Here is a 20431-nt window from a genome sequence, read left to right on the forward strand (position 1 = left end):
GCTAGCAGTCTGCGCCGCCATGTCGTCGTTCGTCAATCGTCACAGTCCTCTCTTATGAGAGGAATGATAATCCCCCCGCGGGATTGTCGTTTCCACGCGAAAGCGGCGCCCGTCGCAAAGGATCAACGGATGTTTCCAAAGCCTGAGCCCCAATTGTTCCCGAACACGCTCGCCTATGAGACGACGCCGATGGTGAAGCCCACCGGCTTTCGCGAATATGACGCGCGCTGGCTGTTCGAAAAAGAAATCAACCTGATGGGCGTTCAGGCTTTGGGGCTTGGACTCGGCGCGCTTTTGCATGAGATGGGCGTCAGGCCCGAACTCGTCACCGGGCATGATTTCCGGTCCTATTCTTCGTCGATCAAGCTGGCGCTCATCACCGGCCTGATGGCGGCGGGCGTAAAGGTCCATGACATCGGCCTTGCGCTCTCTCCGATGGCCTATTTCGCCCAGTTCGAGCTCGACGTTCCGGCCGTCGCGATGGTCACCGCCTCCCACAATGACAATGGCTGGACCGGCGTCAAGATGGGCGCCCAAAGGCCGGTCACCTTCGGTCCCGACGAAATGGGCCGGCTGAAAGAGATCGTGCTCTCGGGCAAATTCCGCTATGCGGATGGCGGCTCTTATCGCTTTGTCGAGAATTTCCCCGCCCGCTACATCGCGGACCTCACCAACCGGCCGAAACTGACGCGCAAGCTCAAGGTCGTCGCCGCCTGCGGCAATGGCACGGCGGGAGCCTTCGCGCCTGAGGTTCTGGAAAAGCTCGGCTGCGAGGTCATTCCGCTCGACACGGAGCTCGATTTCACTTTCCCGCGCTATAACCCGAACCCCGAAGACCTCGAAATGCTGCACGCCATGGCGGCGAAAGTGCTCGAGACGGGCGCCGACGTCGGCCTTGGCTTTGACGGCGATGGCGACCGCTGCGGCGTCGTCGACAACAAGGGCGACGAAATTTTCGCCGACAAGATCGGCGTCATGCTGGCGCGGGACCTTTCGAAACTTTATCCGCAGGCGACTTTCGTCGTCGATGTGAAGTCGACAGGGCTTTTTGCGACCGACCCCGAACTTTTGAGCCGCGGCGTCAAGGCCGATTACTGGAAAACGGGCCATTCCCACATCAAACGCCGCGTGAGCGACCTCGGCGCGCTCGCGGGCTTTGAAAAATCCGGCCATTTCTTTTTCAATGCGCCGGTTGGGCGCGGCTATGACGATGGCCTTCTCACCGCCATTCATGTGCTCGACATGCTGGACCGCAACCCGCAAAAATCGATGGCCGAACTCTATGAGGCCCTGCCCAAAACCTGGGGCTCGCCCACCATGTCGCCCCATTGCGACGATGAAAAGAAATATGGCGTCGTCGACAGGACGCTGGAGCGGCTGCGGTCGATGCAGCAGCAGGGCGCGGCGCTGACGGGTCAGAAAATCCGCGACGTCGTGACCGTCAATGGCGTGCGCGTCACGGTCGAGGACGGAACCTGGGGTCTTGTTCGCGCTTCCTCGAACAAGCCCGAACTCGTCGTCGTCGTGGAGAGTCCGGTTTCCGAGCTTAGAATGCGGGAAATGTTCGCCGCTATCGACGCCATCCTGCGGGAAAGCCCGGAGGTCGGCGCCTATAATCAGACGATCTGACGCCCGTGGAGGAGAGGCGCCCGGCTTTATCGCGGGCGGGCGCGTTTCTGATGGCGGGTCAATCGTTGCCGACAACGGTCCCGACCGAGGCTGTCTGCGAGCTATTGGTCATCGTGAGATCGGCGAGGCATTTCGACGCGACGCCCGGCCACGCCACGTTGAGCGCATTCCAGATGGTGGCGTTGACTATTCCGGTGCTGAGCGTGTAGTCCGCCGGGCAGTTGATACAGCTATTGCCCTGGAAGACCGCCCCGATGATCGCCCCCTGGTGTTGGTCGTTGTAGACCTGGCCGCCGTAATTCTGGAAGGACGTATAGGCTTGATAGCCTTCGTGGAAGAAATAGTAGAGCCCGCTGGCGCGCGCGCTTATGCGGTTGTTTCGTATCTCCGCGCTCAACACGCTTTTGCCCCAGAAATCCGCATTGTTGATCATCACGAAGTTGAGCGCGATGTAGGAAGGAAATACGCCGCTTGTGTCTGTCAGGACATTTCCTTTTATTTCCAGATTTGCTGCAGTGTCGAAGGCGGGCTCCGTGAATGACGTCGAAAGCTGCTCGTGGGAAACGAGGTAGATTCCGCCGTTGTTGGTGAGCTGGTTGCCGATGACAGACACGTTGAGATAGGCGCCGTGGTACATGGCGATGCCGACGGGATTGCCGGTCGCCGTATTGTTGCTGATCAACGCATTCTCATAAGCTGGCGCGGTGATGGAGAAATGATCGCCGGGCGCTGGGACGACGTCAAAGGGTTTGTCGAGCGTGAATGTATTGTTGTTCTGCGCCATGATATGGCGCCATTGGCCGGCGCCGGCGCCGCTGACGATGACCGCCATTGAATTGGGATAGATCTTCCAGGCGCAGGTCCCCGAACATTTGGAATTATCGGTCACGCTCTGGCTATCGACGGCCGTGACAGTTCCCCAATCCTGCCGCACATTCTGTCCGCCCGCCTCGTTGAGGATGGTTTCGCCGTCATTGTGATTGGTCAAAATCACGCCGTCGGACACGTCGAAGAGATTGTTCTGCACGACGATGTTCTTGCCGAAATTGATCGTCAGCTGGCGCCCCATGACCCGCGCGACCTTTTGGCCGGCCCGGACCGGCTGATTGATATAGGGCCATGACCATGAGGCCTGCGCAGGGCCGGCGATGAGCGTGTCCGTCGCGCCGCGCGTGAAATGATTGTTCTCGATGACGGCGTTGACGAGATCATTCATCGAGTTCTGGTCCGTCGACCATTTGACGATATTGTTCAGGAAGTGAAGGTTGCTCAGCTGTGAAAAATATAACGGTCCCACGCCGCCGGTTTTCTGGGCGACGCTCCCGTTTTGGTAGTTCACCCCCTGCGTGAAGATGGAATTCAGGATCGCCACCCGGTCCCCCGTGAGGTAGATCGGAGCGCCGGAGCCAAGATTCCAAACCACCCGTTGAATGAAGAACCTGCTGATGGGCCGGCCCCACGTGCCGATATTGGTAATGGGGTTGCTGGACAGATCGACGTTCTGGATCGTCAGATCAGCAAATCCCGACATGCCGCCCGTATCGACGATAAAGCCGGCCGGCGCGGCGGGTCCGAAGGTGATTTTCGTCAAGAAGGAGCTTTGGCCCTGCAGCACGACGCCGGGCTTGAGGTCGATCCTGATCGATCCCAGATTGTATGTTCCGGCCGGGAGATAGACGACGCCGCCATAGGCGGCAGCTTTATTGATCGCGCCCTGGATCGCCGCCCCGTCGCTGGCGACGCCGTCGCCTTTGGCGAGGATGCCGAGACTCGGATCCGTCTTGACGTTGAAAAAGTGGTGGTCGGCCTGGTTCGTCCCCGTAGTCCCCGCCTGGTAGCCGGGGCCGTCCTGATAGACGAAATCATAGGCCCAGGGCTGGCCGATGAGGAAATGATCGATTCCGGGCGCGTGCCCCTGAATGGAGTCGTCGAGGAGGGCCGTCGCATAACCGTTGAAGACGCTCACCTTGTAGCTGTGGCCGGCGATAACGCCCAGGGGCGGCTGAACGTCGAGGACGTAAGGGGAGCTCGTCGGCAGGTTGACGGCCGCCTTCAGCGTCGCGTTCGTCTGCTGGTCGATGAAAGTGGCGGTGGGGACGAGGCCGTTGACATAAAGATTGCGGCCAAAGATGCGGACATGCGCGCCGGGAGCAATCTCGGCATTGTCGAAATGCAGCGGCTTTGGCGCATTGAGGTAGATATGGGGACTCGTTGCTGAGCCGTTCGCAATCCAAACCTCATAGAGATCGAAGGGGATAGTCCGCGGCGCCGCGACGACGACGGTCCCGTCGTCGGCCGTCTTTGTCGCAAGCGTGATCGCCGCCGCCTGGTGCGAAGCTTTCAGAAAAACCTGCGGCGCGGTTCCAAAGCCGCTGCCGCCCAGGCTGATGACATCGCCCGGATTGGCGGTGAACGGTTGATTGATGATCACCGGATCGGCCGAAGCCGCAACCGCGGCGAAGCTCCAGCAATAGGCGGCATAGGCCAGCAGCCGGACGTAGTTATGACGCCGTCTCCGCAGAGGCATGCTTAATATAAAAGTCGAAATCATGGAAAATATAGTCATATCCTGCCTCCATTCGCAGAAAATTAGACTAAATATTCAATGTACAATCAAATATAAGTCTATATCCGAGTGAGTGGCCATGAGACATGACATCTATTTCGGTCGTATCTATCCGAACGAAGTGTATTGATGGATATTGTCGCGCAAATTGTACGCGGTTTGGAGCTTACGCTACGAAAGCGGAGCCATGACGTTGGGGAGCTTTCGGACAATGAGGGGAGGCGCCGGCGGCTTTGCCAAGCCAGCCTCCATAGCAATCTTGCGCGACGCTACGGAACGCGGCCCCAAAGAGTCGTTGGGACCGCGTCGGCGCGTCTTGGCAAAAATGAGAGGCTACTGATGCGCGCGAAGGCGGCTTTGAATCCGCGCCGGGACGGGAGGGAAGTCTGGCCTGCCTCCCGCTTCACCAGCGTCGCGGACCCGCATGGCGCTGGGCCGCGGCGGTCGGTTGGACTCAATCGTGGCCGACCAGCGTTCTGATCGACGCAGCGGCTCCGGAGCCGAGCATGGGGGTGTCTTTTAGAAAAGTCGATGTGACGCCGGGGCTGTTTGAGGTCGCCGCGTTCCAGATGGTCGTGTCGGTCGCGCCGGTTCCAAGACTGTAGTTCACCGTGCAATTCGCGCAGCTATTGCCCTGGAACACCGTCCCGAAGAATGCTCCGCCCTGTTGTTCGACATAGGCCGCCGGATAGGCCTGATAGAATGAGAAGGCTTGATAGCCTTCGGCGAAAAAATAATAGGGAGTGCCGGTGCGCGCCGCGATGCTGTTGTTTCTTATTTCGGCGCCCATCACATTCCTGCCCCAGAAGGAACTTGGATTGATCATGAGATAGCCGAGCGCGATATAGGAGGGCCAGGCGCCGGTCGTATTCGTCAGGGTATTGCCGTTTATCTCCATATTTCTGGTGGCGTCGAGGCCGGGTTCCGAGCGCGTTGACGAGAGCTGTTGCTCCGCCATCAGATAAATGCCGCCATTGTTGGTCAGCTGGTTCCCGGTGACGGCGACATTGAGATAGGCGCCGTGATACATTGCGATGCCGACGGGATTCCCCGTCGCCGTATTATTGCTGATAATCGCGTTCTCGTAAGTCGGGACGGCGATAGAGAAGCGGTCGCCGGCCGCCGGAGCGACGTCAAAGGGCGCATCGACCGTGAATGTGTTGCCCACGTGCGCGGTGATGTGCCGCCATTGGCCGGCGCCGGCGCCGCTGATGATGACCAGCATTGAATTCGGATAAACCATCCAGGCGCAGGCGCCGGAGCCGGAGCCGGAGCATTTCGAGTTGTCGGTGACGCTGATGCTGTTGGCCGTGGTGACGATTCCCCAGTCCTCCCGCATGTCTTGTCCGCCCGCCTCATTGAGGATGGTTTCGCCATCATTGTGATTGACGATGAGAACGCCGTCCGACACGTCGAAGAGATTGTTCTGCACCACGACGTTCTTGCCGAAGTTGATCGACAGCTGGCGTCCATCGACTCGCGAAACCGTCTCGCCGGCTACGACCGGCTGATTGGTGAAGGGGAATGTCCACGAAGCTTGCGCCGGGCCGGCGACGATGGTGTCTGAGGCGCTGCGCGTGAAATGGTTGTTTTCGATGATGGCGTTGACGAGATCATTCATCGAATTTTGATTGGTCGCCCATTTGATCGTGTTGTTCTTGAACTGAAGATTGCTCAGCTGCGAGAAATATAAAGGTCCAAGGCCGCCGGTTTTCTGGGCGACGCTCCCGGTTTGATAATTGATCGCCTGCGTAAAGGTGGAGTTCAGGATTGCGATGCGGTCGCCCTTGAGAAAGATCGGCGCGCCGGAGCCAAGGTTCCAGTTGACGCGTTGAATGAAGAACTTGCTGATCGGCTGGCCCCACGTGCCGATGTTCGTGATGGGATTGCTGGAAAGATCGACATTCTGGATCGTCAGATCAGCAAATCCCGACATGCCGCCCGTATCGACGATGAATCCGGCCGGCGCGGCGGGCCCGAAAATGATTTTCGTGTTCGAGGCGCTTTCACCCTGCAGCACGACGCCAGGCTTAAGGTCGACCCTGACCGATCCGATATTGTACGTCCCCGCCGGGAGATAGACGACGCCCCGATGGGCGGCCGCCGTATTGATCGCCCCCTGAATCGCCGCGCCGTCATTGGTCACGCCGTCCCCCTTGGCGAGGATTGCGAGGCTGGGATCCGTCCTGACGTTGAAGACGTGATGATCCGCCTGGTTCGTGCCCTTTACGCCCGCCTGGTAGCCTGGCCCGTCCTGGTAGACGAAATCATAGGCCCAGGGTTGTCCGATGAGGAAATGATCCGTGCCGGAGGCATGCGCGACGATGGAGGCGGCGCTGAGCGTCGACGCATAGCCGTTCGACACATTGACCTGGTAACTATGGCCGGGAATGACTCCGAGGGAGGGCGTCACGTCGAGGCTGTAAGCGCTGCTCGTTGAGGTCGTGACCGTGGCGATCGCCGGCGCTTTGGTCGCCACGTCAACCAGCGTGACCGTCGGCGGAATATTGTTGACGTAGAGATTGCGCCCGAAGATCCGGAAATGCGCCCCCGGGGCGATCTCGGCATTGTCGAAATGCATCGGCTTCGGCGCGTTCAAAAGGACATGGTTGCTCGTTGTCGCGCCATTCGTGATCCAGACCTCATAAACATCGAACAACGCAGCTTTCGGCGCCTGTACGACAACGGTTCCATCGTCGGCCGTCTTCGTCGCCAGCACGGTGGGGATCAACTGTTTCAACGGCTTCATGTAGACGTGCGGCGCGGCGCCAAATCCGCTCCCTTGCAGACTGATCACGTCTCCGGGCCGCGCCGAGAACGGCTGGTTGATGATCACGGGAGCGGCCAGCGCGGCGGCAGCGCTCAACGCCCAGCAGCAGGCCGCATAAGAGGCGCGCGCAACTGGCCTAAAGAATTTTACGCGATTTTCGTGTGAAATGCAACTTGCAATAGATAATCTGTCAATCATGAGTATTCTCCAAAATAACGCGGAGCTTCAACTCGGCTGTTGAATTGATGATTTCAACTTTTGCGGGGGGGTATCTGCGGAACTAAATTGACGATTATTAGTTTATATCACAGATAACAATTTGTGGAGCCTATTTAAGAAATAAATTTTCCACAATTCATGTTTGCCTCGATAGCAAATAAAATAACGAATGTAATATATCAGGCACAACATGACCGTTGTGTCGGCGTAATACTTTGCTCTGCTTAATAACATCAGCCCCAGAGCGCGGGCGGCGCGGGGCGAATAAGCGAGCCCTCGTAGACGAGGCCGTCCGGCCGGTCTCGCGCCAGCAGCAGGGGGCCATCAAGATCGACGAAGAGGGCGCGGCCGGCGACAAGCAGCGCGGGCGCCATGGCGAGCGACGTCGCGACCATGCAGCCGATGAAGACGCCAAAGCCGATCGCTTCCGCCTGCGCCGTCGTGGCCAGCATCTCGGTCAGGCCGCCTGTCTTGTCGAGCTTGATATTGACGGCGTCATAGCGTTCGCGAAGGTCCAGGAGTCCGCGCCGCGCATGGGCGCTTTCATCGGCGCAAACAGGAATAATGCGCTCGATCCTGCCAAGCGCGGCGTCGCGCCCGGCGGGCAGCGGCTGCTCGACCAGCGCGACCCCGGCCCTGGCGCAGGCCTCGAGGTAGCCCGGAAGATCGGAGTCCGTCCACGCCTCGTTGGCGTCAACGATCAGCACCGCTTTGGGCGCGGCGGCGCGGACGGCCGCGATCCGCGCTGGATCGCCCTCGCCCGCGAGCTTGATCTTCAACAGCGGCCGCGCGCTCGCCCTTGCCGCCGCCGCCGCCATTTCGTCAGGGGTTCCGACTGAAATGGTGAAGGCCGTCGTCACCGTGACCGGCTCCGGCAGGCCGGCCAGCGCATAGGCCGGCCGGCCGCTCTGCTTCGCGGCGAGATCCCACAGCGCGCAGTCGAGCGCGTTGCGCGCCGCGCCCGCGGGCAGAAGCGCCTGCAGCTCCTCGCGGTCTGCGCCGGCCTCGATCGCCGCCCGGACAGATTCGATCTGCGCGAGAACGGATGCGACGGTTTCGCCGTAGCGCGCGTAGGGCGTGCACTCGCCGCGCCCCCTCGCGCCGGCGTCTTCGATCACGGCAAGGACGACCGCCGCCTCGGTCTTTTGCCCCCGGGAAATGACGAATTTCCCCGCGATGGGAAAACGCTCGACCGCAACGCTGAGTTTTCGCATGGTCGCCTGATCGCAGAATCGGGCGAGCGAAGCAACCGGCCAACGCGGCCGGCCTCAAGCCGTCGCGGCTCATTGCCAAAATCCGCCGGCGCCCGCACTGTTCGTCCCGGCAAGCCCCTCTCCAGCAAAGCGCCCTCATGATCGACGCCTGGCTCACCCTATCTCTGCCTTACATGGTTTTCGCCGTGGCCGGATTTTACACCGCTACGGCGGCTTTTCTCTTCTGGCTGAGTTTTGGCCGCTTAACGCGCAGATGGATGCTTTCATTCAATGGCGCGATCGCCGAGCTGTTCAGCGCCATCATGGTGATCTTCGGCATTCAGATCGGTTTTGTCGCCAGCGATATCTGGGACCGCAACCGGCGCGCGTCGGCGGCTGTTGAGACGGAGAGCGCCAGCCTCACCATGCTCAACGCGCTCGCCTCGGCCAGCGGCTTGCCGGCAGACGGCATTCGCCAGGCCATCCGTGTTTATGTGACGGCCGTCACTGGAAAGGAGTGGCCGAGCATGGCGGCGAGCGGCATGGGCGCCCCACAGGCCGAAGATGCGCTGGGAGGCCTGCTTCGGACGGTCGCCGCGACGCAGCACAATTCCGGCGACGCGAGCGCGAAATTCGATGCGTTGCTACTCGACATGGCGCTCAAAGTTCAGGCCGCCCGCGCCGATCGTCTCGTGCTCAGCGCTCCTTATTCGGAGAGCATCAAATGGGCCTGCGTTCTGATCCTCGCGCTCACGGGACAGATCAGCATCGCCATGCTGCACCTCGATCGGCCGCGCCCGCACCTCGCCGCAATGGTCATTTTCACCTCGAGCCTCGTCCTGATCATCGTCTTGATCGCCGCCAATGAAGGCCCGTTCCAGCCGCCGCTCGCCATCTCGAGCGATCCGATCGCGCGGGTTCTGGAGCTTCTGCCGAAGCAAAGCGGGGAGCCGCCGGCGCCGGCGCCGACTTCGAAGGCGATTTGAAGGCCCTTCAGCGAGGGCGGGCGCGAGTTCTCGTCATTGCGGCGGCGGCGTGACGCCAAGCGCGGCGGCGGCTCCGAGCACAGCAATGCCGAGAGCGAGTTCGGCGCCGACGCTCGTCCGCAGCCGCGCCGCCTCCGAAGGGCTTTGAGAGGAGGCTCGGCGCAATCTCGCCGCGCCGACAAAGCGATTGAACGCCGCAAGAGCGAGCATCAAGGCGACGAGCGCCAGCTTGGCGAACAGGGTTTCGCCATAGGGCGTGTCGAGCAGCCTGCCAAATGACGCGCCGACGCGAAAACCGAGATTTGCCAGTCCGGCGAGAACGATCAGCACGACGGCGAGGAAGCCCATCGTCGAAAAGCGGTCGAGAATCTTCAAGCTTCCGCTGCCTGGATCTTCTCCGCGCTCCTCGGCGAGGGCGAAAAGCAGCGGCGCAAGGCCGCCGACCCAGGCGCCGGCCGCAAGCACATGCGCGCTATAAGCGACGATCATGGCGCCGCCGCGAAGGCCGCCGTCTCCCTGCGCGGCATGGCCGAGCCACGCCTGGCTGACGAGAAGAGCCGCGCCGATGGCGGCGAGGGCGACGAGGAAGCCGCGTTGCGGCCGGCGCAGGGTGACGACGCCAAGCGCCGCGGCGAGCAGCACGAGGCGCAGACCCGAAACCGCGCCGAAATTCGTCTCGAAGAAAAACAGCCGCCAGACCTCAAAATCCCGGAGGCTGGCCCATTCGGGCGCCGGCGACGAACTGGTCATATTGACGACGATCCCGACAAGCCAGGCGAGCCCCGAGAGCGCCGCCGCCAGCGCGGCGAGGCGGAGCAGACGAAGCGTCGCCGCGAAAGCTCTGGGCAGGCGAGCCGGCCCCGGCGCCGCGCCGCCGCCAGCGTAAAGCCAGAATAGCGCCGAGCCGAACAGCGCCGAGACCGAGACGAACTGAACCCAGCGCGCGATGACGAGGAACTGGAAAATCGTCATTGCGTCTCAATTCCCGGCGCACGTTGAGGCGCCCTTGCTCAAGGGGCGATGGTAAAGACATAGGAGCCATCGGTGCGATGGGTGTCGACCGAAACCACATGCCAGGTGACTTTATATACGCCTGGCTTGAGCGGCTGGTTGAGCCGCACGTGAAGGACGCTCGGGTCGGCGGGGTCGGGCGTCGCCTTGCCCGCCGCCACGGGGGCTCCCTGCGCCGTCGCAATCTGCACGCTGGCGAAGGCCGGCGCGAGCGCCTCGGAAAAGGCGAGCCTCACTTCGGCCGGCGAGGCCGAAACGGTGGAGCCGACGGCTGGAACCGCTCGATCGAGGAAAGCATGCGCGAACGCATGCGGCGCGGCAAGCCCGCAGGCGAAGAAAGCGGCGAGACTGATCGTCAGAAAACGTTGCATGGCGTCCTCGTCTAAACGTCATTCAAGCGAAGCGTGCCCCGGTTTGCCTGAATGACTGTGATAAAATTAAAGAAGTGACGTCCGGCCTCTTGCGAAATCGGATCATGATTCAATGAAGGTTGGCGATGCGGGGCTGAGGCGGCCCGAACAACGGTTTGCCGAGCGAATCCGGCAGGATGTCATCGAGAAAGAAGTCGAGGACGGCGACCGCCCCCACATGCTTGCCGCTCGCCCGGTTGATCGGAAGCTGAGCCATGACCCCGATCTCGAAAGTTTGGCCGATATAATAAATGGAAGGGCCGACCACTCCGGTCGTCGCGTGCGTCCAGTTTCCTGGCGCGGAAGGACCAATGTTCGACACCGGCGAACTGAAGACGCCCTCAAACGCCGGGATCAGGCGTTTGAAAAGATCCGGGACTTCGTAAACGAAAGAGTTCGCGTAGAGCAGGCTGTATTGCAGCGTTGCGCCATAGGTCAGGACGCTCGGCGTCTGGTCGAGGCCAATGATGTTATTGCCATAGGCGTCCTGCGTCAGAAACGCGCTGACCGGATGGGTCGGAATATTGTAGTCCATTTCGCCGGTGATCGCGAATGGACGCAGCCAGTCGACCGGAGCGTCGCCGAAGCCCTTGCCGACGTAAATCTTAGGCGTGATCGTCGTGTAGGGATCGGAGGGAAGCGATGAATTCTGGCCGCTCCCCGTGTGTCCCCATTCGACATTGGCCGCCCCCGCGATGATGAACTCATGCTCGGGGTTCTGGTAGAAAACATATTTGAGTTGGGTCTCTAAGTTCGCCCATCCTCCGGCGCTTGGGTTTTTCTGCCACGTATAGCCGCCGGAGCCGATGTAGACGGCAAGGTCCGCCGTGATCGTTTTCGAGTATTCCCAGCCGAGCGTGTACGAAATCGGTCCTGCCGTTCCATCGTAATTCGCGGCGGCCATATAGCCGAAGGTCGGCAGCGCCAGTTCATCGTTGACGCCGGGATCGTCGATGGTGAGCGTTGCCGGAAACACCCGGTTGCCGACGATGGTATGCGCGAGCGCGGGACTGACGCAGGCGGGACTGAAGCTGGTGAAAATGGCCGCGGCGCCGAGCGCGCGCGTAAAGGCCAGGCAAGCCTTGTGAGACATGGATTTTTCTCGATCTAAAAAGAAGAACAGCGGGCGTCTCCCGGAAGCGGGACAGCGCCGGGCGAAATGCTCGTCAGATCAGATGAGGAGGCGCGCGGGGCCGTCCCGCCAGCGCGCGCGGCGCCGCGAGCGCCGGCGCATTTGTTGAGGCGACGAGTGTTTCGATCACGCGCGCCGGATAGGCGGCGAGCGTTATCTCGCGCGATGGCTCGAGCGCCGCGCCATCGAGGAATTGGCAACAGGGACAATCGTCATGGTGACCATGGCCCGGCGCCTGATTGCCAGGACCCTCGTCCTTCGCGCTGGCATGCGCGCAAAGAGCCACATGAGCCGGAGGCCCAAGCGCCGCTTCGAGGCTGAGGCTCCGAGCCGCGAAACGCTCCGCTGAACAGCAAAGGTTGAGCGGAGCGAGCACCACAGCCAGCAGGGCCGCGAGCGCGAGAAAGCGGGCGGCGGCGCGCTGACAGCCTCCAGGCAGGCCGCGAAACACCATTCGCGCGGCTTCGCCCCGGCGCGGATGGGTCAAACGGCTCGCTTGCAAAAGAGGCACTTTCGCCCTTTAAGGTTTTATATCGATATTTACTCTATGACCCATGACGCGGGTTTGGCAAAGCCGGGCAAACGCGCGCGGGACGGCTTCCGCGGTTTGGATCGTGCGCCGATCCCTTCCAGGGGCGATTTATGCCTGGTTGTGACATTGTCGCCACAGAATGGAGACCGGCGGGAAATTGCAAGAGCCTCGCGGGCCGCCGCACAAAAGTGGTAAGGCGTTCGCCTCGACTTCGCCGCGGCCGGCGCGCAGCGAGCATTCCACGCGAGATCTGGCGCGACGAGCGCGCGTGCGGCGGGACTGAATGATGGATGTTGCAGAAGGTCCGACATTTTCGAGCGAGCGGTCGGGCGACGCCGTGCGGCTTCGCCTCGCCGGACACTGGACGCTCGACGCTTGCGCCGGAATCGAAAAGGGCGCTGGCGCCCTTGTGAGCGAGGCCGGCGCCGCCCGGCGGGCGATCATCGACCTTGCGGGCGTGCAGCGTCTCGACACCGCGGGAGCGTGGCTGATCGACAAGACGCGTCAGGAACTGAGCGCGAAGGGCGTCGACGCGGAATTCCAGTCGATCAGCCCGGAATTCGGCATTTTGCTGAAAGAAGCCCATTTCCGGGCTTTCGACGCCCCTCCGCGCCGCAAGGGCTCCTATCTGATGACGATCTTCGCCGACGTCGGCGAGAGCGTCGTCATCTCCGGCCGTGATCTCTTCAACGGCGTCGAATTTCTCGGCGAGGTCGTCGCCGCGATGGGCAAGAGCCTGATCAATCCGGCTCATTTCCGCGCGACGTCCGTCGTCTCTCACCTCGAGACGATCGCTTTTCGCGGCGTTCCAATCGTCGTCCTCATCAATTTCCTCGTCGGCGCGATCGTCGCCCAGCAGGGCATCTTCCAGCTGCGGCGCTTCGGCGCGACGATTCTGGTCGTCGATCTCATCGGCATCTTGATCCTGCGCGAACTTGGCGTCCTTTTGACGTCGATCATGATCGCCGGCCGGTCGGGGTCCGCAATCACGGCGGAACTCGGCTCCATGAAGATGCGCGAGGAGATCGACGCTCTCGTCGTGATGGGCCTGAGGCCGATCGAAGTGCTGATCGTGCCGCGCATCCTCGCGCTCATCATCAGCCTGCCGCTGCTGACGTTTCTCGCCGATATGTCGGCTGTCGCCGGCGGCATTCTCGTCAGCTGGGTCTATGGCGGCATCACGCCGAAAAGCTTCATCGCGCTGCTGCCGGCGGCGATCGCCGTGCATACCTTCCTCAGCGGCATCATCAAGGCGCCTTTCATGGGCCTCGTCATCGGCCTCATCGCCTGCGTCGAAGGCCTCGCCGTCGAGGGCTCCGCCGAATCCCTCGGACGCCAGGTGACCGCCTCGGTCGTCAAGTCGATTTTCATGGTTATCGTGGTCGACGGCATCTTCGCTGTCTTCTTCGCCGCCGTCCGGTTCTAGGCGGCGCGGATGCAAAAAAATCTGCCTTCGCCTGTGAAAAAGCCTTTCACGCTGTTGCGGCGCGGCTCGGCGCGGGTTGCGCGCGGCGCGGCCCCCGAGATTGCGATCAGCGTCCGCGACCTCATCGTCGGCTTTGGCGACAATCTCGTCCTCAACGGTCTCGACCTTGACGTCCGCCGCGGCGAAGTGCTTGGCTTCGTTGGCGGCTCCGGCACAGGCAAATCGGTTTTGACCCGCGCCATTCTGGGGCTGACCCCGAAGCGCGCCGGCCGCATCGAATTGTTCGGCTCAGACATCGATCACGTCTCGCGCGCCGAATATGACGCGCTCGAACGGCGCATCGGCGTCATGTTTCAGGGCGGCGCGCTGTTTTCCGGCCTGACCGTGAAGCAGAACGTGCAGGTGCCGATGCGCGAACATCTGAAGCTCTCGCCGCGGCTTGCCGACGAACTCGCCATGCTCAAGATCGAGCTGGTCGGGCTGAGTCTTGACGCGGCGGACAAATTTCCGTCTGAATTGTCTGGCGGCATGATCAAGCGGGCGGCGCTGGCGCGGGCTTTGGCGCTTGATCCTGAACTTTTATTTCTTGATGAGCCGACTTCGGGACTGGATCCGATCGGCGCCGCCGAATTCGACGATCTGATTTCGACCTTGCAGAAGACCCTCGGCCTCACGGTCTTCATGGTGACGCATGATCTCGATAGTCTTTATTCCATCTGCGACCGGATCGCCGCGCTGGCCGACGAGAAAGTGATCGCGACCGGGCCGATCGAAACCATGCTCGCCTCCGACCATCCGTGGCTGCAGGCCTATTTCCACGGCAAAAGGGCGCGCCAGTTCGACCCTTCCGTGATCAAGCGGGGGGCCAACGGCGCCGGCCTCTAAAGCGTGATCCCCGAAAAGTCGCCGACGTTTTGGATTAGATCATGCGTTGAAACAAAGAGATAAGGAGCATGATGATGTCCTTTCGGAATCGTCATGCCTGAAAGCATGAACAGGATGAGCCGATAGATGGAAACCCGCGCGAATTATGCCTTGATCGGCGTTTTCACCCTGGCTGTGATCGCGTCCGCCTTTGGCTTCGTCCTCTGGGTTTCGGGCGGCGACAAGCCGGGCGCCGAGCGGGCCTACAAGATCGTATTCGCCGGATCGGTTTCGGGGCTTTTGCGCGGCGCGCCGGTTCTGTTCAACGGCGTCCGGGTCGGCGACGTGACGAATGTCGATTTCATGCCGAACGATCCGAGCCATGTCTACGCCATCGTGGAGGTGGACGGACGCGTGCCGATCCACACCGACACCAAGGCGCGGCTCGAGTCGACGGGCCTCACGGGCGTTGCGTCCGTCGAGCTCTCGGGCGGAACCGAGGCCGCGCCGAAGCTTCAGCCCGGCCCTGACGGCGGCCCCCCGGTGATCATGGCGGAGCGCTCGGATTTCCAGGATCTGATCGAAAGCGCGCGCAAGATCGCGGGGCAGGCGACCGAATTTCTCGACCGGACCAATAAGGTGCTGGATGACAACACGGGCTCGATCACGGCCTCGGTGAAGAACATTCAGAAATTCTCGGATGCGCTCGCGTCCAATTCCGATGGCATCAAGGATTTCATGTCCTCGATCGCGGACGTCGGCAAGGCGATCAAGCCGCTCACGGTGAAGCTGGAGGCCCTGAGCAGCGACGCCGACAATGTCGTCAAAGCGGTCGATCCGGCGCAGGTGAAAACGATCATTTCGGACTTCGCCGCCATGTCGGGCAAGCTCAACTCCGCCGCCGACAAAGTCGACGGCGTTCTGACCAATCTTAACGGATTTTTGGCGACCGGCGACAACAAGGGCGTTTTCGCGGAGGTCGCCGCCACGGCGAAATCGATCCGCAAGCTCGCCGACGACATCGACAGCCGATGGAAGGACATTGGCGCGAACCTCACGCGCTTCACCGGCTCGGGCCTGCGCGAATATGAGGCTTTGGCGATCGACGGCCGCAAAACGCTCGATCAGGTCAATCAGGCGATTCGGTCAATCGAGCAGAATCCGCAGCAGTTCATCTTCGGCAAGAAGCAGCAGATCCCCGAATATACGGGCGCTCGTTAACCACTTGCGCCAATGATGGTTCGCGTCGCGGCGCTTTGGCCGCCGCATGGCTTGATTTGTGGAAGCCTCTTTGATGCAACGTGGTTTTAGAGCATGAGCCCGAAAAGTTGCGAACTTTTTGGGTCCCGTGCGCAAGCAATATGCTTTGGAGCAATGCGTCGATTCTTGATCCGATTTCGGCCGCGAAGTGCGGGAGCCGCGAGGGGCGGCCTCGCGCTTTCACGAGAGGGGGGTGGGCGCCCCCGTCGCCGTGGATCGATGGCGATTGTCTGCGCGTCTGCGGGTTTTGTCGCCGCCTGCGCCTCGGCTCCGCTCGCGACCTATGATCTTGGCGCGGCCGACGGCGGCTTTTCCGCGCGGCGCGAGCGGCCCGGTCAAATCGCCATCTATGAGCCAACAGCGCTGCCGCCGGTCGATTCGAACCGGATTGTCGTGCGCATGGGGCAAGATCAGATCGCTTATCTCAGCGGCGCGAAATGGACGGATCAATTGCCTCCGCTCGTTCAGGCGCGGCTGATCGCGACGTTTCAGAACGCCCATATCGGCGTCGCGCGTCTCGGCATGCTGGCCGATTATAGCCTGCGCGCCGACATTCGCCGCTTCGAGTTCGACGCCGGCCGCATGCAGGTCTTCGTCGAAATAGCGGCGCAGCTCACGGCCTCCTCGACCGGCCGCATTGTCGGCGGCAAGGTCTTTTCGGCCAGCGCGCCGGCGCCGCGAGACGATGGCGGGACTGTGACGAGAGCGCTGGATTCAGCGCTTGGCGACGTCATGCGGCAAATCGTGGTCTGGGCCGCGCCGCGGATTTGAAGGCCGCGGCGCATCCGAAGGAGCCGCCGCGAACGTTATTTACCCCTCAGACCACCTCGTCGGGCGCAAGGGCGCAGGCCGTATTCTCGTCGGTCTCGATCTGCAAGGTCACATGGCCGATGCGATAGCGCTCATGCAGGCGTTCCGCCGTCTTCATCAGAAATTCATCGCCTGGATGGCCCGCGGGCATGCACAGATGACAGGTCAGCGCCGTGTCGCTCGTGCTCATCGACCAGATGTGCAGATCATGCAGTCCTGCGACGCCGGGCAGGCCGACGAGAAAGCCGCGGACGTCGGCGGGAACGATTCGCCCCGGCGCCGCGCCAAGCGACATGGCGACGCTTTCGCGCAAGAGGCTCCAGGTTCCGGCGATGATGACGGCGTTGATGATGAGGCTGGTCAAAGGATCGAGCCAGAGCTGACCGGTCAGAAGGATCAGGAGACCGGCGACGATGACGCCGGCCGAGACCGCCGCGTCCGCCGCCATGTGCAAAAAAGCGCCCCGGATATTGAGGTCGTCCTTGCGGCCCGAGGCGAACAGCGCCGCCGTCAGCCCGTTGATGACCATGCCCATCGCCGCGACGATCATCATCGTTTTGGCGGCGACCGGCTCCGGCTCGAAGAAGCGGCGGATCGCCTCATAGCTGAGCGCGCCGACGACGAGAAGAAGAAAAGCGCTGTTGAACAAGGCCGCGAGGATCGACGTTGCCTTGAGCCCATAGCTGAAGCGTGGAGAAGGCGCCCGCGCGGATAAAATCGCGGCGGCGAAAGCAACGCCAAGGCCCAGCACGTCGGATAGATTGTGCCCGGCGTCGGCGATCAGCGCGACGGAGCCCGAAATGATGCCGTAAACGAGCTCAAGCGCGACGATGAGCATGTTGAGCGCGATGCCGATGACAAAGCGCGGCCCGAAGCTCGCCGGCGCATGAGAATGGGCATGGCCTTCATGCGAATGAGCCCCGGCGTGGGAGTGCGCGTCCGCCGCCCCTTGGCTGTGCTCGTGGGCGTCGCCGCCGTCCTGATGAGAATGGCTCATAGTCTTCTGCATTCTCCAATCGCTGCCTTTGCCTAGCATGGCGTCCTTGACGATTTAAGGACAAAACGGAGCGCGGCAAAGACTGTCTGCGAGGCCGGAGCTTTCCTCCCCCTCGATTTGAAGCAATAAGGTTGCGCGGCGCGAACCCGAAGGCGCGGCCATGGAAATGCCGAACCCGGCTCTCGACGGGGGATTGTTGGCGAGGGCGACAAAACAAGTGTGCATATGACTCTGAGTTCAGAAACTTCAAAGCCGTCCGCCATCTTCACCGAGGGCTCGACGATGCGGCACGTGCTCGCCATGACGGGCGCCGCCTCCATCGGATTGATGTCGATCTTCGTCGTCGATCTGCTGTCGCTTCTTTATGTCTCGCGGCTCGGCGACCCCGATCTCACCGCCGCCGTCGGCTTTGCGACACAGCTGCTGTTCTTTTCCGTTTCGATCAATATCGGCCTCGCCATCGCCATCGGCGCCCTCGTCTCGCGCGCGATCGGGGCGGGACAGCGGCCGGCGGCGCGGCGTCTCGCGGCGTCGGGGCTGGTTCACGTTTTTGTTATCTCGGCGCTTGTGAGTTGCGCCGCCCTGCCGTTTCGTCGCGACATTCTGGAGTTGCTTGGCGCCAGCGGCGAGGCGCTTGACGTCGCTTCGACCTATCTCCTCTTCACCCTGCCGGCGACCGTCGGGCTTGGCCTTGGCATGGCGCTGGCCGGGCTGTTGCGCGCCGTCGGCGACGCGCGCCAAGCCATGTATGTGACCCTGTCCGGCGCCGTCGCCACGGCGATCCTCGACCCGATCTTTATTTTTGGCCTGGGGCTTGGCGTCGAAGGCGCGGCGATTGTCACAATTTTTTCGCGCATCATCTTCGTCGTCGTCGGACTCACCGGAGCCGTTTACAAACATGATCTTATCGCCCTGCCGCGGGGCGGGGCGGCAATCTCGGACGCGCCCGCGCTGATGCGCATCGCGATCCCGGCGATTTTGACCAATGTGGCGGCGCCGGCGGCGAACGCCTATTCGATGCGCATTTTTGCGCATTTCGGCGAGCCCGTCGTCGCCGCTTTCGCGATCATGGACCGGATTACGCCGGTCGCATTCGGCGTTCTCTTCGCTCTTTCGGGATCGGTCGGGCCGATCATGGGCCAGAACCTTGGCGCGCGCCTTTATGACCGCATCCGGCAAATCCTGACCAATAGCTTCGCCTTCGCCGCTGTTTATGTGGTGGCCGTCGCTTTAATCCTCAGCCAGGCTTCGCCGCTCATCATCGGCGTTTTCGCAGCGCGCGGTCAGACGGCGGAGCTGTTGAACTTCTTTTGCCTGACCTGCGGCGGCCTGTGGTTCTTTCTCGGCGGCATTTTCGTCGCCAACGCCTCATTCAACAATCTCGGCTTTCCGGTGCTCTCGACCCTTTTCAACTGGGGCCGCGCCACAGTCGGCACCATTCCTTTCGTCACCATCGGGGCGGCGCGTTTTGGACCGGAGGGCGGGTTCATCGGCCTCATCGCAGGCGCAACTCTTTTTGGCGTATTCGCCGTCGTCATGGCATATTTTGTCACAGCAAGGCTCGCCAGAGACTCAAAGGACGGCTAGCATCAAGGCGCGATGATCCGGCGTCCCGCGGGGCGCAGAAAGGATGCCGATGTTCAATCTCTACGAGATTTTGCAGAATGCCCAGAACGGGCAGGCCGTCGATAATCTGGCGAAGCAGTTCAATATCTCGCCGGAGCAGGCGGACGCGGCCGTCAAGGCGCTGATGCCGGAAATATCGAGCGCCTTCCTGAAACGATCGGCGGAGCCGGCGGCCTTTGGCTCCATTCTTGGCGCGCTCGGCGACACTCAGCATATCGCCGCTTTCGCCGACGCGGCCGCCGCGCAGACGCGCGAGACGACGCAGAAAGGCGTCGAGGTGATGGGCCAATTGTTCGGCTCCGCCGCGACGAGCGCCGAAATCGCGCAGCATGCCGCCAGCGTCGCCGGTCTCTCGCCCGCGCTGCTCCAGCAGATGCTGCCGGTGATCGCCTCGATGGTGATGGGCGGCCTGAGCAAAGGCCTCGCCAATCAGGGCCTCGGCGGTCTTTTCGGGCAGCTCGCCGACGCCGCCGGACAAGGCGGCCTTGCGACGATCCTCGGCAGCCTGCTCGGCGGCGCTCCCGCGGCGCAGGCCAATACGCAAACAGGCGCGGGCGCCGCCCCGCAGGCCAATCCAAACGCGGCCGGAACCGGCTCCGCCGGGGGACTCGGCGGCCTCGCCGGCATGTTCGGAACGATCCTCGGCAGCTTCCTTGGCGGCCAGCAGCCTGGCAATGCGCCGCCCGCGGGCGGGGCGGCCCCGGGCCTGCCGCACGGCTTTGACGCCAGCGCGATTCAGGCGGGGCTTGAAGCGCTGACCAAAATGCTGCAGCCCGGCACGCCGCCGCCGGCGCCCAATCAGCCGTCGCAAAGCCAGCAATCCGGGCTCGAGAATGAGATCGATTCGATCCTCGATGGAAAAAAACGCTCCTGAAGCCGGCTGCGGCTCAGGCATCGACCTTGGGCGTGAAATTTAAGGAAAATCGCCCGCGATCCTTTGTTTTCGTGCTCATTTTGCCGCGAGTTGGCTGCTTCGGCAGAAGATGTCGGAGCGCCGCCA

16 protein-coding genes are annotated in these 20431 nt (G+C 62.0%); 8 read left to right on the plus strand and 8 right to left on the minus strand.

All coding sequences use genetic code 11. The features are described from left to right. The first annotated feature begins 129 nt into the window (after window positions 1-129). Window positions 130-1629, plus strand: a complete 1500-nt coding sequence (locus tag MPC4_RS06140; protein ID WP_174511739.1) for a phosphomannomutase/phosphoglucomutase — start codon at window positions 130-132, stop codon at window positions 1627-1629. A 58-nt stretch (window positions 1630-1687) separates the two neighbouring features. Here MPC4_RS06140 and MPC4_RS06145 read toward each other — a convergent pair whose 3' ends face one another. The 3 genes from MPC4_RS06145 to dgcA all read right to left on the minus strand — a co-directional run bounded on the left by MPC4_RS06145 (window position 1688) and on the right by dgcA (window position 8398). Further along, window positions 1688-4195 (minus strand): glycosyl hydrolase family 28-related protein, encoded by a 2508-nt coding sequence (locus MPC4_RS06145; protein ID WP_174511740.1) that lies wholly within the window; start codon window positions 4193-4195, stop codon window positions 1688-1690. Window positions 4196-4649: 454 nt separating this feature from the next. Beyond that, on the minus strand, window positions 4650-7061 hold the full coding sequence (locus MPC4_RS06150) for a glycosyl hydrolase family 28-related protein (RefSeq protein ID WP_174511741.1): 2412 nt from the start codon (window positions 7059-7061) through the stop codon (window positions 4650-4652). 356 nt (window positions 7062-7417) lie between these two features. After that, window positions 7418-8398: an N-acetyl-D-Glu racemase DgcA gene (gene dgcA, locus MPC4_RS06155; RefSeq protein WP_174511742.1), complete on the minus strand. Its 981-nt coding sequence runs from the start codon at window positions 8396-8398 to the stop codon at window positions 7418-7420. Between the two features lie 137 nt (window positions 8399-8535). On the opposite strand from dgcA, the gene MPC4_RS06160 reads away from it, so the two are divergent. Then, window positions 8536-9363 (plus strand): bestrophin-like domain, encoded by an 828-nt coding sequence (locus MPC4_RS06160; protein ID WP_174511743.1) that lies wholly within the window; start codon window positions 8536-8538, stop codon window positions 9361-9363. Between the two features lie 33 nt (window positions 9364-9396). Here the strand turns inward: MPC4_RS06160 and copD are convergent, their stop codons facing one another. The 4 genes from copD to MPC4_RS06180 all read right to left on the minus strand — a co-directional run bounded on the left by copD (window position 9397) and on the right by MPC4_RS06180 (window position 12427). Continuing rightward, the gene (gene copD / locus MPC4_RS06165) at window positions 9397-10335 is read right to left on the minus strand and encodes a copper homeostasis membrane protein CopD (RefSeq protein WP_174511744.1); all 939 of its coding nucleotides are present in this window, start codon (window positions 10333-10335) and stop codon (window positions 9397-9399) included. A 38-nt stretch (window positions 10336-10373) separates the two neighbouring features. Next, the gene (gene copC / locus MPC4_RS06170) at window positions 10374-10745 is read right to left on the minus strand and encodes a copper homeostasis periplasmic binding protein CopC (RefSeq protein WP_174511745.1); all 372 of its coding nucleotides are present in this window, start codon (window positions 10743-10745) and stop codon (window positions 10374-10376) included. A 109-nt stretch (window positions 10746-10854) separates the two neighbouring features. Continuing rightward, window positions 10855-11877, minus strand: a complete 1023-nt coding sequence (locus tag MPC4_RS06175; protein WP_174511746.1) for a hypothetical protein — start codon at window positions 11875-11877, stop codon at window positions 10855-10857. A gap of 73 nt (window positions 11878-11950) precedes the next feature. Then, the gene (locus MPC4_RS06180) at window positions 11951-12427 is read right to left on the minus strand and encodes a DUF2946 family protein (protein ID WP_174511747.1); all 477 of its coding nucleotides are present in this window, start codon (window positions 12425-12427) and stop codon (window positions 11951-11953) included. Between the two features lie 307 nt (window positions 12428-12734). Here MPC4_RS06180 and MPC4_RS06185 point away from each other — a divergent pair, with 307 nt between their 5' ends. The 4 genes from MPC4_RS06185 to MPC4_RS06200 all read left to right on the plus strand — a co-directional run bounded on the left by MPC4_RS06185 (window position 12735) and on the right by MPC4_RS06200 (window position 16769). Further along, window positions 12735-13874 carry an ABC transporter permease gene (locus tag MPC4_RS06185; RefSeq protein ID WP_174511796.1) on the plus strand — a complete coding sequence of 380 codons (1140 nt, stop codon included), beginning with the start codon at window positions 12735-12737 and terminating at the stop codon, window positions 13872-13874. Between the two features lie 9 nt (window positions 13875-13883). After that, window positions 13884-14759, plus strand: a complete 876-nt coding sequence (locus MPC4_RS06190) for an ABC transporter ATP-binding protein (protein WP_174511748.1) — start codon at window positions 13884-13886, stop codon at window positions 14757-14759. Between the two features lie 126 nt (window positions 14760-14885). After that, window positions 14886-15959 carry an MlaD family protein gene (locus MPC4_RS06195; protein ID WP_174511749.1) on the plus strand — a complete coding sequence of 358 codons (1074 nt, stop codon included), beginning with the start codon at window positions 14886-14888 and terminating at the stop codon, window positions 15957-15959. A gap of 258 nt (window positions 15960-16217) precedes the next feature. Beyond that, entirely contained in the window at window positions 16218-16769 is a 552-nt protein-coding gene (locus tag MPC4_RS06200; protein WP_244628881.1) for an ABC-type transport auxiliary lipoprotein family protein, read from the plus strand. A 46-nt stretch (window positions 16770-16815) separates the two neighbouring features. Here MPC4_RS06200 and MPC4_RS06205 read toward each other — a convergent pair whose 3' ends face one another. Then, complete coding sequence (locus MPC4_RS06205; protein WP_174511751.1) at window positions 16816-17805, minus strand: cation diffusion facilitator family transporter; 990 nt, start codon at window positions 17803-17805, stop codon at window positions 16816-16818. 225 nt (window positions 17806-18030) lie between these two features. Here MPC4_RS06205 and MPC4_RS06210 point away from each other — a divergent pair, with 225 nt between their 5' ends. Continuing rightward, complete coding sequence (locus MPC4_RS06210; RefSeq protein WP_244628882.1) at window positions 18031-19392, plus strand: MATE family efflux transporter; 1362 nt, start codon at window positions 18031-18033, stop codon at window positions 19390-19392. 49 nt (window positions 19393-19441) lie between these two features. Beyond that, window positions 19442-20305, plus strand: a complete 864-nt coding sequence (locus MPC4_RS06215; RefSeq protein WP_174511752.1) for a DUF937 domain-containing protein — start codon at window positions 19442-19444, stop codon at window positions 20303-20305. The last annotated feature ends 126 nt before the right edge of the window (window positions 20306-20431 follow it).

Origin of the sequence: Methylocella tundrae (assembly GCF_901905185.1) — a bacterium.
GTDB classification, from domain to species: domain Bacteria; phylum Pseudomonadota; class Alphaproteobacteria; order Rhizobiales; family Beijerinckiaceae; genus Methylocapsa; species Methylocapsa tundrae.

Excerpts from the sequence above, each read along its gene's own strand:
- MPC4_RS06190 (WP_174511748.1), top strand. The coding sequence starts at position 13,884 with ATGCAAAAAAATCTGCCTTCGCCTGTGAAAAAGCCTTTCACGCTGTTG.
- MPC4_RS06175 (WP_174511746.1), bottom strand. The coding sequence starts at position 11,877 with ATGTCTCACAAGGCTTGCCTGGCCTTTACGCGCGCGCTCGGCGCCGCG.
- MPC4_RS06140 (WP_174511739.1), top strand. The coding sequence starts at position 130 with ATGTTTCCAAAGCCTGAGCCCCAATTGTTCCCGAACACGCTCGCCTAT.
- MPC4_RS06205 (WP_174511751.1), bottom strand. The coding sequence starts at position 17,805 with ATGAGCCATTCTCATCAGGACGGCGGCGACGCCCACGAGCACAGCCAA.
- MPC4_RS06200 (WP_244628881.1), top strand. The coding sequence starts at position 16,218 with ATGGCGATTGTCTGCGCGTCTGCGGGTTTTGTCGCCGCCTGCGCCTCG.
- MPC4_RS06210 (WP_244628882.1), top strand. The coding sequence starts at position 18,031 with ATGACTCTGAGTTCAGAAACTTCAAAGCCGTCCGCCATCTTCACCGAG.
- MPC4_RS06160 (WP_174511743.1), top strand. The coding sequence starts at position 8,536 with ATGATCGACGCCTGGCTCACCCTATCTCTGCCTTACATGGTTTTCGCC.
- copD (WP_174511744.1), bottom strand. The coding sequence starts at position 10,335 with ATGACGATTTTCCAGTTCCTCGTCATCGCGCGCTGGGTTCAGTTCGTC.
- dgcA (WP_174511742.1), bottom strand. The coding sequence starts at position 8,398 with ATGCGAAAACTCAGCGTTGCGGTCGAGCGTTTTCCCATCGCGGGGAAA.
- copC (WP_174511745.1), bottom strand. The coding sequence starts at position 10,745 with ATGCAACGTTTTCTGACGATCAGTCTCGCCGCTTTCTTCGCCTGCGGG.
- MPC4_RS06145 (WP_174511740.1), bottom strand. The coding sequence starts at position 4,195 with ATGACTATATTTTCCATGATTTCGACTTTTATATTAAGCATGCCTCTG.
- MPC4_RS06215 (WP_174511752.1), top strand. The coding sequence starts at position 19,442 with ATGTTCAATCTCTACGAGATTTTGCAGAATGCCCAGAACGGGCAGGCC.
- MPC4_RS06185 (WP_174511796.1), top strand. The coding sequence starts at position 12,735 with ATGGATGTTGCAGAAGGTCCGACATTTTCGAGCGAGCGGTCGGGCGAC.
- MPC4_RS06195 (WP_174511749.1), top strand. The coding sequence starts at position 14,886 with ATGGAAACCCGCGCGAATTATGCCTTGATCGGCGTTTTCACCCTGGCT.